The organism is Gammaproteobacteria bacterium, from assembly GCA_011375345.1.
Lineage (GTDB): Bacteria > Pseudomonadota > Gammaproteobacteria > DRLM01 > DRLM01 > DRLM01.
Map to the genome: position 1 here is coordinate 1 of DRLM01000055.1, position 13,267 is coordinate 13,267.

Sequence of the window (13,267 nt, forward strand, 5' to 3'; positions counted from 1 at the left end):
ACCCGGTCGATAAGGTCACTCACACTGGTCCACGGCGTCCATGCACCGCTCGCCTCGTCCCACACCGAAATCTGCACGTAGCCGCCTTCCGCCACGCCAGAATCCGCAATCGCATAAGAGAACCACTGCCAAAACCGAAGATGGATTTCAGCAGTTCCCGTAACCAGAGGAAGAACAAGACCGCTGCTGATCAAACGACTGTCGGCCTCGGGTGGGTATTTGCCATCCAACACCGTCCCCGCACACTGCGCCGAGCCGCCGGCACAGGCGGCGGGACCGGCACTGGGAGTACCGATCTCCCACACACCGTTGTCCATGCTCCAGCCGGCGGCGCCGGCCTCGAAGTCTTCCGTGTAGACGGTGGCGGCCTGGGCGGTAGACAGAGAGCACAACAGGGCAATCAGCCCGAGGACAAGAAATCGCAGTGACGGGTGGTGTTGCGTTTCCATGATGTCACTCTCCAGTTTGTGTTCTTGCTTATTCATGATGGAAATCCTTTCCCAGTGGGCGGTTCGGGCGTGGCTGGCGGGCTTTCAGCGACTGAATTTTTCCCCTCATGTAACTCTCGGGCGCCATTCCGTTTGCCTCATCAGGCACTCTCGTTCTGCGGCGTCTCACTTTCAATATTTTCTTCCAGGCTTTTTCGTTGGCACGGTAGGAATTTGCTCCATTGATGAGGTTCCATACGGCCTGCAGGTTGACGGCGGCTGAGATCATGATGATGACGGCAAGGGCGATTTCGAGCACTGCCCGGCCGCAATCCAAGTCCTGTACCGTGGTGACACCAAGGAAAAAGCTGATGAGGCTGAGTATCAAAAAGATGTAATAGCAGATGGGCCAGTAGCGGTTGCTGGTGGTCAGGAAGATGATGCGTGACCAGGGGATTTGATATTCGGGCTCAACTTTGTAAGCCTTGGCGCCTTGTTTTTTTTCCCGAAAACGCCGCATTTTCTCCAGGGCGTTTTCCCAGCCGTGGTATCTCTTTGCCTCGTAGCGCCCCAGCATAAGGCCTTCCAGCACCCGGTAGTAACCCACCACCCGGGTGATGGTCTTGGCCTTGTCAAAAAAGATCCACCAGAAGGGAATGATCACCGCCAGGGGCAGAAAGAGGGCAAGCCCCTGGAGACGGGCCGCATCGTCTGCGCCGTGTTTGAGAAAAGTGGCGCTGAGGCCCAGCAGCAGGCCCGTGGCGGTGATGGTGGTGGTGAGAAAGGTGATCTGGCACCCTTTGAGATTGTGCAGCTCCTGCCGCAGCGCGCTGCGCTCGGCTTCGTAGTATGCGTATCGTTCCGTGGCAATGCCGTTCCCGGCCACTGGACGCCCTCCCCTTGTCTTGAGTCCCTGCCTCCCGCCCGCGGGCGGGCCGCGGATGGCGACAGCATAACTCAGAGGAGATAACAGATAGATAACACCAGCGGACCCGCCGGGGACAGGGCGAGGGCCGAACACCGGTACTCCGCCGGTGCCGGCCCCGGCGGCGGCTGCCAAGCGCTTTGTTCAGATTGTGAATACGCCACTGGCTGGAGCCGGTGGCGCCGGGGCGCGGCTGAAAGGCGGTCCGGTCACACGTTTCAGCCCGATGAGAACAGCCAGATTCGGGGCCTGCCCTGCCATTCTTTGCCCGCCCCTCACCCCCACCCTCTTCCCGCAGGGGAGAGGGCGAAGCGAAGCGCCGGCTAAATTTCCCGGCGGAGGCGATGCCCGCCTGCGCGCTGCCCCGTCAGGGCCCGCCTGTCACTTTTACCGGCGCCTGTTGACGGTGCAAGAACCACCGGTCCAGCAACACCCTGCGGCTGAACCAGGGTGATGCCAGCAGCCGGGCGGCCAGCCACTTCGAAAGCCCTGGCGGCAGGTGGGCGGTGAACGCCACCTTGCCGCGGCGGGGGCCGAACAAAGCGCTCATATCCCGCGGGTAGGCGGCCAGGCGGGCGCGGCGGTAGTCCCCCCGGGCCGCGGCGACAGCGGCGGCAGCAATGAGGGCGGATTGGACGGCGGGACGGATGCCTTCGCCGCTTTGAGGATGGGCCAGACCGGCGGCGTCGCCGATGAGCAGGGCGCCGTCGGCAACCAGGGGACGGGGCCGCCTTTGGGTGTAGAGCAGGTAGGCATGGCCTTTGAAATGCTGCGAGGCGTCATCGGGCACGGTGCCCCGCTGCACCAGGAAGCCGAGAAAGGCAGCCACATGCCGCGGCAACTGGTGGGAGTCTTCGCGCCCCAGGCCGATGTTGAGGTAGTCCCCCTTGCGGAAACACCAGCCGTAGCCTTTGAGGTCATGGCAGAAATAAAGCTCCGGGGTGTCGCCGGCGGCGCCGCAGCGCGCCGCTTGTGCCGGGCTGAGGGGAAACTCCACCTCCTGGGCGGCAATGATTGGCTCGTCCCGACCCGGCCCGGCGCCGAGCCGGCGGGCGACGGGGCAGAAGTGCCCGCCGGCGCCTATGAGCAACGGCGTGCGCACCACGCCGTTGACAATCCAGTCGTTGCCCTGGCGCTGCAGTGTTTTCACCGCCTCTCCCAGACGCAGACGGGCACCCGCGCGCCGGAGCAGGTAGTCATCGAACTGGCGGCGCAGGATGCCGTAGCTCACCACCTGATCGTAGGCGGTGAAGACAGCGGGACCGTCGATCAGGCCGGTGCGAAAATTTTTGATGGGCTGCCACACACGCCCGCGCTGGTAGTCCGCCACGTTCAAATCCAGCTCGTCCACCAGGCCCGGCGTGATCCAGCCGGCGCATACCTTGTCGCGGGGAAAACGATGTTTGTCCATCACCACCACGTCCAGGCCCGCCTGGCAGAGCTGCCGGGCGCAGGTGGAACCGGCGGGTCCGCCGCCGACGATCAGGGCATCGCAGCATTCCATTATTGCGCCACCGCTTCGCGGTACAGGTCTGCGCGCGACCACGGCAGGGCGTTGTTGGTCCGGCGGGTGAATACCACCTGGTAGAGTTGCAGGCTGCCGACATTGAACGAGGCCGCGGAGGAGGCCAGATACAAACGCCAGGCCCGCACAAAGGGCTCGTCGAACATGGCGCGCACCTGCTCGGCGCACGCTTCAAAATTGGCCAGCCAGTGGGCACAGGTCCGGGCGTAGTGGCGGCGCAGGTTTTCCACATCCAGCACGGCGAAATCATGGGGCTCCAGCAATCCCACCATTTCCTGCAGGGTGGGCGTGTAGGCACCGGGAAAGATGCGCGCGGCGATCCACGGTGTCATGGGCTCGGGTTCGTTCTGGCCGATGCTGTGCAGCAGGCCCATGCCCTCCGGCTTCAACACCCGGTCGATCACCCGGCTCAAGGCGCGGAAATTGCCCCGCCCCACGTGTTCCAGCATGCCGATGGAAACAAAAGCGTCGTAGTCGCCTGTGATGTTGCGGTAGTCGTCTTCCAGGTATTCAATCCGGTCCGCCAGCCCCTCCCTCCGCGCCCGTTCGCGGGCATAGCGAAGCTGCTGCTGCGAGACGTTGTAAGCCTTCACCTTCACGCCGTAGTGGCGCGCCATGTAGCGCGCCAGGGCCCCCCAGCCGCAGCCGGCCTCCACCACCTGCTGGCCGGGGCGCAAGCGCAGCTTGCGGCATACATGTTCCATCTTGGCCAGCTGGGCCTGGGCCAGGCTCAAGGCGGGCGCGGGATAATAGGCGCAGGTGTAGACCATTTCCGGGTCCAGCCACAGGCGGTAGAAGTCGTTGCCGATGTCGTAGTGGTGATGAATGTTGTCCCGGGCGCGGCGCACGGTGGCGGTCTTACGCCGGCGGGTCAGGCCGCCGAGCAGCAGCCGGGCGAGGGGGCTGCGGGAAAGATAGGGGGGGCGGACCTCGCGCACCCGTTCCACCAGCTCCGTCAGATCCCCGTCCAGGTCAATGCGGCCGGCGCTGTAGCCGTCGCCGAAGCTCAACTCGGGGCGCCACAGCAAACGCCAGAACCACTTGCGGTCGCGCACGGTGAACCCCACCCGTGCGCTGCCCGTCCCGGGAGGGATCACGGTGCCGTCCCACAAGGTCACGCTGATCCGGGGATCGCCCAGGATACGCAGCACCGCCACGGCGAGCCGCTTTTCCAGCGCTGTCGCAGCGCCGGCGGACGGTTGCACAGCTTGCGAAAACGAAGACACTTTGCCGGATTTCATGACACCACCCAGGCTGCGCAAAATTCCCTCGGCAATTTAATGGATTAATGCGAAGGTTTCAATTTAGGCCGGCTCCCCTGCCGCTGCGGGCGCGCCCCGGCTCAGCGATACAGCCAGCCCCGTCGCAGCAGTGCTTTTTCCACTTCCACCGCCACCAACACCAAAAGCGGGAGCGCCAGGCAAAAGGCCAGTTCACCCACCGTCAGCGCCCCGGTTTTGAAGACGCCTTGCACACCGGGCAGATATATCACCGCCAGTTGCAGCGCCGCGGTGAGCCCCGCCGCGCCCAGCAGCCAGCCGTTGCTGAACACACCCTGGGCAAACAGGGACTGGCGCTCGCCGCGCACGGCGAACACCTGGGCCAGCTGGGCGAACACCAGGGTGGTAAAGACCATGGTCTGCCAGTGAGCGTCGTGCCCGGCCAGGGCCCAGGCCTGGGCGGCGAGGCTGACGCCGCCGATGAGCAGGCCGCACCAGAGAATATGCTGCCACATGCCATGGGCGAAGACGCTCTCCTTCAGGGGCCGCGGCGGCCGCGCCATGACGTCCCCCTCGGCCGGTTCCGCCGCCAGGGCCAGACCGGGCAGGCCGTCGGTGAGCAGATTGATCCACAGGATATGGATGGGCAGCAAGGGCAGGGGCAAACCCAGGAAGGGGGCGAGAAACAACACCCAGATCTCACCGGCGTTGCTGGTCATGGTGTATTTGATGAACTTGCGGATGTTGTCATACAGCCGCCGCCCTTCTTTCACCGCGGCGACGATGGTGGCGAAGTTGTCGTCCAGCAGCACCAGGTCGGCGGCCTCCCGCGCCACCTCGGTACCGCCCCGGCCCATGGCCACGCCAATGTCGGCCTGCTTGAGGGCGGGGGCATCGTTGACACCGTCACCGGTCATGGCCACCACCTGTCCCCGCTCTTGCAGGGCCTCAACGATGCGCAGCTTCTGCGCCGGCGCCACCCGCGCGTACACCGCGATATCCAGCACCCGCTCCCGCAAGGCCGGCCCGGACAGGGTCGCCAGTTCCTCCCCCAGCAGCACCGTGGCCTTTTCCCCGGCGATGCCCACCCGGCGGGCGACAGCACGGGCGGTGCCGGGGTGATCCCCGGTAATCATCACCGGGGTGATCCCGGCGCGGCGGCACTCGGCCACCGCCGCCGCGGCTTCGGCCCGGGGCGGGTCCATGAGGGCCACCAGGGCCAGCAACAGCAGATCCTGCTCCGGCGGTTCGTCCGCTGAGCCCAGCTCGCGGCAGGCCACCGCCAGCACCCGGAAACCCCGGGCCGCCAGGGCTTCGGCCCGGGCCAGCCAGGCGGCCGTCTCCAGGGGGGCCGGCCCCGCGGCGGTGAGCACCGCCCGGCAACGGCCCAGCACCGCCTCGGGCGCTCCCTTGGTGTAGGCCACCGGCGACTCGCCACCGTGCACCGTGGTCATGCACTGGCGGGCGGCGTCGAAGGGGCGCTCGGCGATGCGGGGGCGGACGGCGCTCAAGGCTGCTTTGTCGTAACCGGCCGCGGCGGCAGCCTCCACCAGGGCGATTTCCGTGGGATCACCCACCCAACCGGCGGCGCCCCGCTGCACGTCATTGCTGAGGGCCAGGGCGGTGCCCAGGGCCCGGCCCGGAAGCGTGTCGCCGGAAGGCAGGCCGTCGTGCTCGCCGGCAGCACTACAGACTTTCTCCAGCCGCATGGCGTTTTCGGTGAGGGTACCGGTTTTGTCGGTGCAGATGACGGTGACCGAACCCAGGGTCTCCACCGCGGGCAGGCGCCGCACCAGGGCATTTTCCCCCACCATGCGGCGCGCCCCCAGGGCCAGGGTGATGGTGACCACGGCGGGCAGGGCCTCGGGGATGGCGGCCACGGCCAGGCTCACTGCCGTCAGAAACATCAGTAGCGGGGCTTCGCCCCGCAACAGGCCGGCAATGAAAATCAGCGCGCACACGGCCAGCACCGCCAGGGCCAGACGGCGGCCGAAACGGGCGAGGCGGCGCTGCAGCGGCGTGCGCCCCTGCTCCGCCGTCTCCAACAGGGCGGCGATGCGGCCGAGCTCGGTATGCGGCCCCGTGGCCACCACCAGCCCCGCGGCCCGCCCGCGGGTCACGGTGGTGCCCTTGAAGGCCATGTTGCGCCGCTCCCCCAGCGGGGCTGTGGCCACGGCCCGCGCCCCGGGGGCTTTGACAACGGGAATGGACTCACCAGTGAGGGCGGCTTCGTTGACCGTCAGCCCGGCGGCTTCCACCAGGCGCAAATCGGCCGGGACAATATCACCCGCCTCCAGCAGCACCACGTCCCCCGGCACCAGTGCGCGGGCATCCACCTCCAGCACCCGCCCGCCGCGCCGCACCCGGGCACGGGGAGCAGCCAGGTCCTGAAGGGCGGCCAGGGCGCGCCCGGCCCGGTAGTCCTGAACAAAGCCGATTACCGCATTCAAAATAATGATCACGGCAATGGCGGCAGCGTCCACCGGCTCGCCCACCAGGGCGGCCACGACGGCGGCGGCGATGAGCACCAGGATCATGACATCGCTGAACTGCGCCGCCAGCAGACGGGCGGGGCCACGGCGCCGGGCGGCCGGAAGCAGGTTGGGGCCGTGTTCAGCGAGGCGGGCGGCGGCAGCACGCTGGCTCAGGCCCCGCGCCGGGTCAACGTTCAGTTCAGCCGCGGCGGCCGCCGCGGACAGCGTATGCCAGGAGCATGGGACGCTCACGCCAGCAGCGGGGGCAGCTCTCGGGTCAGCGCCTGCTTTTCCGCCACCAGGGCGCCGGTGAGGGCGAACCCCAGCAAGGCACCGTCCGGACCCAGATAGCGGGCCCGCACCCCCTCCGGCCGGCGCTCCACCTGCCAGCTGCCGGGGGCCCCGGCCGGCGGCGGGGTCACCACCACCGGATGGGCGGGCGTTTTCACCACCACCGGCATGGCGGGATAGGTGACCGGGGTGGGCTGACCGGCCAGGGTTTTGGCCAGGGCGCGGGCGGCGTGCATGATGGGCATGACGAAGGGCAGCACCAGACCGGCCACTTCGGCGCAGTCACCCAGGGCGAAAATATCAGGGTCACTGCTGCGCAGCTCGCGGTTCACGGCCACGCCCCGCGCCACCGCAAGACCGGCCTGCTCCGCCAGACGGGTATCGGGACACAGGCCCACCGCCGCCAGAACACCGTCCGTCTCCAGCGTCTGCCCATCGGAGAGCCGCAGCCGGAGGCCGTCGGCGCGGCGGTTGACGGCCTCCACCGTCGCACCCAGGCGCCACTGCACACCGGCCTCCGCCAGACCCTGCTGCAACGCGGCGCCGGCCTGGGGCGGCAGCAGCCGCCCCAGGGGGGTGGCCTCGGGAGCGATGACCACCACCTCTTTCCCCACCGCCGCCAGATCATTGGCGAACTCGCAGCCGATCAGCCCGGCACCGATGACGGCCACGCGCCGGGCCGGATCAGCCATGGCGCGGAAGCGGGAGTAGTCCGCCAGGTTGTTCACGGAAAACACCTCACCGGCGGCATCGCCCGCCAGCGGCAGGCGAATGGGGCTCGCCCCCACCGCCAGCACAAGCTGCCGGTATTCCAGCACGCCTTCGCCCAGCCGAACGCGGTGCCCCGCAGGGTCAATGCCGGTGACCACGGTATGCGGCCGTATGTCCGCCGCCAACTGTTCCGCCATGCTGGCCGCTTTGGCCAGGGTCAGATCCGCGGGGGTTTTGCCCTGCGCCAGGGCGGCGGACAACATGGGTTTGGAATAGCTGGCACCGTCGTCTTTGCTGAGCAGCACCAATGGCGTCTGGCGATCCAGTTTGCGCAGCTCCCGCGCCAGGGTATAGCCGGCCAGGCCGGTACCGATAATGACAATGGGTTGGGAACTTGATTGAGTCTCAGACATGGGCACTCCAATCTGATTTGCGCTACAGGCGGCCCGGACGGCGCACGGCGAATCCCCCACCGCGGAGAGTGCATCGCCGCCGTGGCCGGCAACCCATATCCCGCCCCCACCGGGCATCCCACCGCAGCCCCACCGGCCAAAATGGTACCACGCGAAAATGAATGGGGTCGGACCTGGGCCTTGGGAGAACTTCTGCCGGGCAGACAGGCCGGCATCACCGCCGCACAAGTTCCGAACACCGGATATAATGCCCAGCCTTTCCTTCACACGCTGTGGCTATCCCGTGGATCCGGTTATTTCTGTCAGCCAGGTTTCCAAAACCTACACTTTTGGCCCGCGGGCGCTGGACAACATCAGTCTCGAGATCCACCGCGGTGAAATCTTCGCCTTGCTGGGACCCAATGGCGCGGGCAAAACCACGTTAATCGGCATTATCTGCGGCATCGTCACCGCAAGCGGAGGCCATGTTTCGGTGGACGGTCACGACATTGTGGCAGACTATCGCGCCGCCCGCGGCAAAATCGGGCTGGTGCCCCAGGAACTGGCCACCGCCGCCTTCGAAAGCGTGTGGGCAACGGTGAATTTCTCCCGCGGCCTGTTCGGAAAGCCGCCCGCGCCGGCCTACCTCGAACAGGTGCTGCGCGAACTTTCCCTGTGGGACAAGCGCAACGAACGCATCATGACCCTGTCCGGCGGGATGAAGCGCCGGGTGTTGATTGCGAAAGCCCTCGCCCATGAACCACAGGTGTTGTTTCTGGACGAGCCCACGGCGGGCGTGGATGTGGAACTGCGGCGGGACATGTGGGAGATGGTGCGGCGGCTGCGCGCCAGGGGTGTCACCATCATTCTCACCACCCACTATATCGAGGAAGCGGAAGAGATGGCGGACCGGATCGGCGTCATCAACAAAGGCCGCATCATCGTCGTGGAGGACAAAACCACACTGATGCGCCGGCTGGGGAAAAAACGCCTCGCGCTGACACTGCAAGCGCCCCTGGCGGCGATCCCGGCGGCGCTGGGCACCTGTCCCCTGGAGCTGGCGCAGGACGGTACTGTGCTGGTCTACACTTTCGACTCACACCGGGATCAGACCGGTATCCGCGAGCTGCTGCGCCAGTTGGACCAATTGGGCATCGGCTTTAAGGATTTGCATTCCAGCGAAAGCTCGCTGGAAGAAATTTTCGTAAGCCTGGTGAAGGAAACGCAATGAACGTCTACGCCATCCGCGCCATATACCTTTTCGAAATGGCCCGCACCTGGCGCACGCTCATGGAGAGCATCGCCTCTCCCATACTCATGACGTCGCTTTATTTCGTCGTCTTCGGTGCGGCCATCGGCTCGCGCATGGGCGAGATCGACGGCATCAGCTACGGCGCGTTTATCATTCCCGGCCTGCTGATGCTGTCCCTGCTCAGCGAAAGCATCTCTAATGCCTCATTCGGCATCTATTTTCCCAAGTTCACCGGCACGATTTACGAGGTGCTCTCGGCACCGGTTTCCGCCATGGAAATCGTCATCGGCTATGTCGGCGCTGCGGCGTCGAAATCGCTGATTATCGGCGTTCTGATACTCGCCACCGCACGTCTGTTTGTAGATTATGAGATCGCCCACCCGCTGTGGATGGTCACTTTCCTGCTGCTCACCGCGGTCACTTTCAGCCTGTTCGGGTTCATCATCGGCCTGTGGGCGGATGATTTTCAAAAACTGCAGATTGTTCCGATGATGGTGGTGACGCCGCTGACTTTCCTGGGCGGCGCCTTTTATTCCATCAATATGCTGCCGCAGCCGTGGCAGACGATCACCCTGTTCAACCCGGTGGTCTACCTCATCAGCGGTTTCCGCTGGAGCTTTTACGGCACCGCCGATGTGAGTGTGGCCGTGAGCGTGGGGATGATTTTTGTTTTCATGCTGCTTTGCCTCGCGGCCATCACCTGGATATTCAAAACGGGGTATCGGCTCAAAGTCTGACAAGGATGCGAAAGGATGCGAAATGAACATTTCTGACGCCGTCGTCGGGCCAGGCGGGGATGAGCTGAACAGTTGCGCACAGGCTAAGATTCCGCCACAAACGGCAGCGCGGAGCCGGCGCCAGCAGCACCTGCCACTGTGGTCACAAATCCGTCATATTCCTCATCGATCCGATGGATGATATCAATTTCAAGCTGCCCGAATACTATCTCAACCGCGAACTGAGCCTGTTGGAATTCAATCAGCGGGTGCTCGAACTGGCCATGGATGACAACATGCCCTTGTTGGAGCGGCTGCGCTATTTGTGTATCTCCAGCACCAATCTGGATGAGTTTTTTGAAATCCGCGTGGCCGGTTTGAAACAAAAAGTCGCCCTGGGATCAGTGCAGGCCGGCCCTGACAACATCCCGCCGCCGGAGCTGCTGAAGGCCGTGGGACTGCGCGCTCACGCCCTGGTGGCAGACCAATACCGGGTGCTGAACGACATCCTGATTCCCGCCCTGGCCGGGGAGTCGGTGCGTTTCGTCCGCCGCGACGAGTGGAACGAGCAACAAAGCATCTGGCTGAAGCGCTATTTCCGCGAGGAATTGCTGCCCGTGCTCAGCCCCCTGGGGCTGGATCCCGCCCATCCCTTTCCCAAGATCCTGAACAAAAGCCTGAACTTCGCCGTCTCCCTGCAAGGCAAGGACGCCTTTGGCCGCACCAGCGGCACCGCCATCGTCCAGGCCCCCCGGGCCCTGGCCCGTTTGATTCACCTGCCAACGGACATCGAAGGCAACGGCCCCTACGACTTCGTGTTCTTGTCCTCCGTTATCCACGCCTTCGTCGATATGCTTTTCCCCGGCATGACGGCGCAAGGCTGCTACCAGTTCCGGGTCACGCGCAATGGCGACCTGTTCGTGGATGAAGAAGAGGTGGACGATCTGCTGCGCGCCCTGGAAGGCGAACTGCCCTCGCGCAATTACAGCGAAGCGGTGCGGCTGGAAGTGGCGGACAACTGCTCTGCTGAGATGGCCGCCTTTTTGCTCAACACCTTCAAGCTGGGCGCCGATGATTTGTATCAGGTCAACGGCCCGGTGAATCTCAACCGCCTCCAGGAAATTTACGATCTGGTGGACCGGCCGGAGCTGAAATTCCCCGCCTTCACCCCCAGTCTGCCGCGCCAGCTCAGCGTGGGCGCCAATCTGTTTGAGGCCGTGGGCAAGCAGGATCTGCTGTTGCACCATCCCTTCGAGTCCTTCGCCCCGGTGGTGGACTTCGTGCGCCAGGCGGCGGCGGACCCCCAGGTGCTGGCCATCAAGCAGACCCTCTACCGCACCGGCCCCGATTCGGCCATCGTCGATGCCCTGGTCAACGCCGCCAAAGCGGGCAAGGAAGTGACGGTGGTGGTGGAGCTGCGCGCCCGCTTCGATGAAGAGGCCAACATCGCCCTGGCCACCCGCCTGCAAGACGCCGGCGCCCACGTGGTCTACGGCGTGGTGGGCTACAAAACCCACGCCAAAATGATTCTGGTGGTGCGACGAGAAGGCCGCCGCCTGCGCCATTACGTGCACCTGGGCACGGGCAACTACCACGCCCGCACCAGCCGCCTCTACACCGACTACGGCCTGCTCAGCTGTGACAAGGCCATGGGTGACGACGTGCGGAAAATCTTTTTGCAGCTCACCAGCCTGGGCAAAGTGAGCAAGCTCAACAAATTATTGCAGTCCCCCTTCACCTTGCACCCCGCCATGCTGGAACGCATCGAACGGGAAGCGGCCCTGGCCCGTCAGGGCCGCAAGGCCCGTATCATCGCGAAAATGAACTCGCTGACCGAACCGCAGTTGATCCAGGCCCTCTACCGCGCCTCCCGGGCCGGGGTGAAGATTGACCTCATCATCCGCGGCATATGCCGTTTGCGGCCCGGCGTTGCGGGCGTGTCGGAGAACATCCGGGTACGCTCCATCGTCGGGCGCTTTTTGGAGCACACCCGGGTGTTTTGCTTTCGCAATGGCGGCGAGCATGAGGTGTTCTGCAGCAGCGCCGACTGGATGGAACGCAATATGTTCCAGCGGGTGGAGACCGCTTTTCCCATCACCGACAAAGCACTCAAACAGCGGGTCATCAAAGATCTGGAGGCGTATCTCAAAGACAACACCCAAGCCTGGGCGCTGCAAGCCGACGGCCACTACACCCGGATCACTGCGGCAGACGGCGAAGCCGGCCTTTCGGCCCAGGCCTATTTGCTGGAGACCCTGGCGGAGTTCTGAACAAAGGGACATTACAGGATGTTGAAAAAAGCCTTCCCGGCCTTTTTCAACAAGCTGTTAAGGTGATGTCCACAGCCGCCAGCCGGCGCGCCTCCTCTTCCAGATCCGCCCGGGTGAGCGGGTGTCCGGCCAGCCAGCCGGGCGCGAACTGCAACGACAGAACGTTTTCCTCAACGGTGAGCGCAAGGGGGACCGCCTCGTCCCGGCGTCCCCGCCGCAGCAACACCGCCAGACGCAGCAAGACCGCCAGTTTGACATAGTCCCCCCGTACGCCTTTGGGCAAAACGTCAAAAGCCCCCCGGGCGAATTTGCGCCGGTGCACCCGCACCAATACCGCCAGCGCCGCCTGCTCCTGACGCGAAAAACCGGCCATGTCGGCATGCTGCAGCAAATAGGCCGCGTGTTTGTGGTGCTGACTGTGGGCCACGCTCAGGCCCAGTTCGTGCAACGCTGCGGCCCAACGCAGCATATCAGCGTGCTGCCCCCCCAGCCCCCAGGGTCCGGCAGCGCTGCGAAACAGCGCCCCTGCGGTGTCACTCACCCGCCGGGCCTGGGCGGGGTCCACATGAAAGCGCTCCGCCAGACCTCGCACGCCCCGCTCGCGGGCGTCGTGGTGTTCCAGGCGGCCGATGAGATCGTAGAGCACCCCTTCGCGCAGCGCCCCGTTGGCGACAGTCATGGTGTCGATGCCCAGCGCCTCAAACACCGCCCACAGAATGGCAGCGCCGCCGGCCAGCACCGGGGCCCGGTCCGGATCCAGGCCGGGCAGGGCCAGCTTGTCGGCGTGGCCTTGTTTCAACAGCGCCCCGCGCAGGCGCTTCATCCCCTCGCGGGTAATGCGGCCATCGCTCCAGCCCGCCGCCTCGTGCACGGCGGCAATGGCACGCACCGTGCCGGAAGCACCCACGGCCACCTCCCAACCCCCGCGAAAACGCCGTTCCACGGGCTCCAGTTCGCGGCGGGCGGCGAGCACGGCCCGGTCCCAGCGTTCCGCAGTCAAGGCGCCGCCGGCGAAACAGCGCCCGGTCATGGTGACACCGCCCAGATAGAGGCTCTCCATATC

10 protein-coding genes are annotated in these 13,267 nt (G+C 65.3%); 3 read left to right on the forward strand and 7 right to left on the reverse strand.

Features of this window, described 5'->3' with window-relative positions:
• From ENJ19_04115 to ENJ19_04140, 6 genes are all read right to left on the reverse strand, one after another.
• On the reverse strand, positions 1-485 hold a 485-nt coding region (locus tag ENJ19_04115; GenBank protein HHM04914.1), incomplete at its 3' end, for a hypothetical protein.
• Entirely contained in the window at positions 478-1,314 is an 837-nt protein-coding gene (locus ENJ19_04120; protein ID HHM04915.1) for a hypothetical protein, read from the reverse strand. The genes ENJ19_04120 and ENJ19_04115, both read right to left, overlap by 8 nt.
• Positions 1,315-1,720: 406 nt before the next feature.
• Positions 1,721-2,857 carry an NAD(P)/FAD-dependent oxidoreductase gene (locus tag ENJ19_04125; GenBank protein HHM04916.1) on the reverse strand — a complete coding sequence of 379 codons (1,137 nt, stop codon included), beginning with the start codon at positions 2,855-2,857 and terminating at the stop codon, positions 1,721-1,723.
• Positions 2,857-4,119, reverse strand: coding sequence for a class I SAM-dependent methyltransferase (locus ENJ19_04130; protein ID HHM04917.1), 1,263 nt, complete (start codon positions 4,117-4,119; stop codon positions 2,857-2,859). Before ENJ19_04130 ends, ENJ19_04125 begins: the two co-directional genes overlap by 1 nt.
• A gap of 101 nt (positions 4,120-4,220) precedes the next feature.
• Positions 4,221-6,824, reverse strand: coding sequence for a cation-translocating P-type ATPase (locus ENJ19_04135; GenBank protein HHM04918.1), 2,604 nt, complete (start codon positions 6,822-6,824; stop codon positions 4,221-4,223).
• Positions 6,821-7,987, reverse strand: a complete 1,167-nt coding sequence (locus ENJ19_04140; GenBank protein ID HHM04919.1) for an FAD-dependent oxidoreductase — start codon at positions 7,985-7,987, stop codon at positions 6,821-6,823. Before ENJ19_04140 ends, ENJ19_04135 begins: the two co-directional genes overlap by 4 nt.
• 283 nt (positions 7,988-8,270) lie before the next feature.
• Between ENJ19_04140 and ENJ19_04145 the strand changes: the two genes are divergently transcribed.
• The 3 genes from ENJ19_04145 to ppk1 all read left to right on the forward strand — a co-directional run bounded on the left by ENJ19_04145 (position 8,271) and on the right by ppk1 (position 12,204).
• The gene (locus ENJ19_04145) at positions 8,271-9,197 is read left to right on the forward strand and encodes an ABC transporter ATP-binding protein (GenBank protein HHM04920.1); all 927 of its coding nucleotides are present in this window, start codon (positions 8,271-8,273) and stop codon (positions 9,195-9,197) included.
• Positions 9,194-9,955 (forward strand): ABC transporter permease, encoded by a 762-nt coding sequence (locus ENJ19_04150; protein HHM04921.1) that lies wholly within the window; start codon positions 9,194-9,196, stop codon positions 9,953-9,955. The genes ENJ19_04145 and ENJ19_04150 overlap by 4 nt, the downstream gene beginning before the upstream one ends.
• Before the next feature lie 173 nt (positions 9,956-10,128).
• Positions 10,129-12,204: a polyphosphate kinase 1 gene (gene ppk1 / locus ENJ19_04155; protein HHM04922.1), complete on the forward strand. Its 2,076-nt coding sequence runs from the start codon at positions 10,129-10,131 to the stop codon at positions 12,202-12,204.
• 46 nt (positions 12,205-12,250) lie between these two features.
• On the opposite strand, the gene ENJ19_04160 is transcribed toward ppk1, so the two are convergent.
• Positions 12,251-13,267: Ppx/GppA family phosphatase (locus tag ENJ19_04160; GenBank protein ID HHM04923.1), on the reverse strand; the 1,017-nt coding region annotated here is incomplete at its 5' end.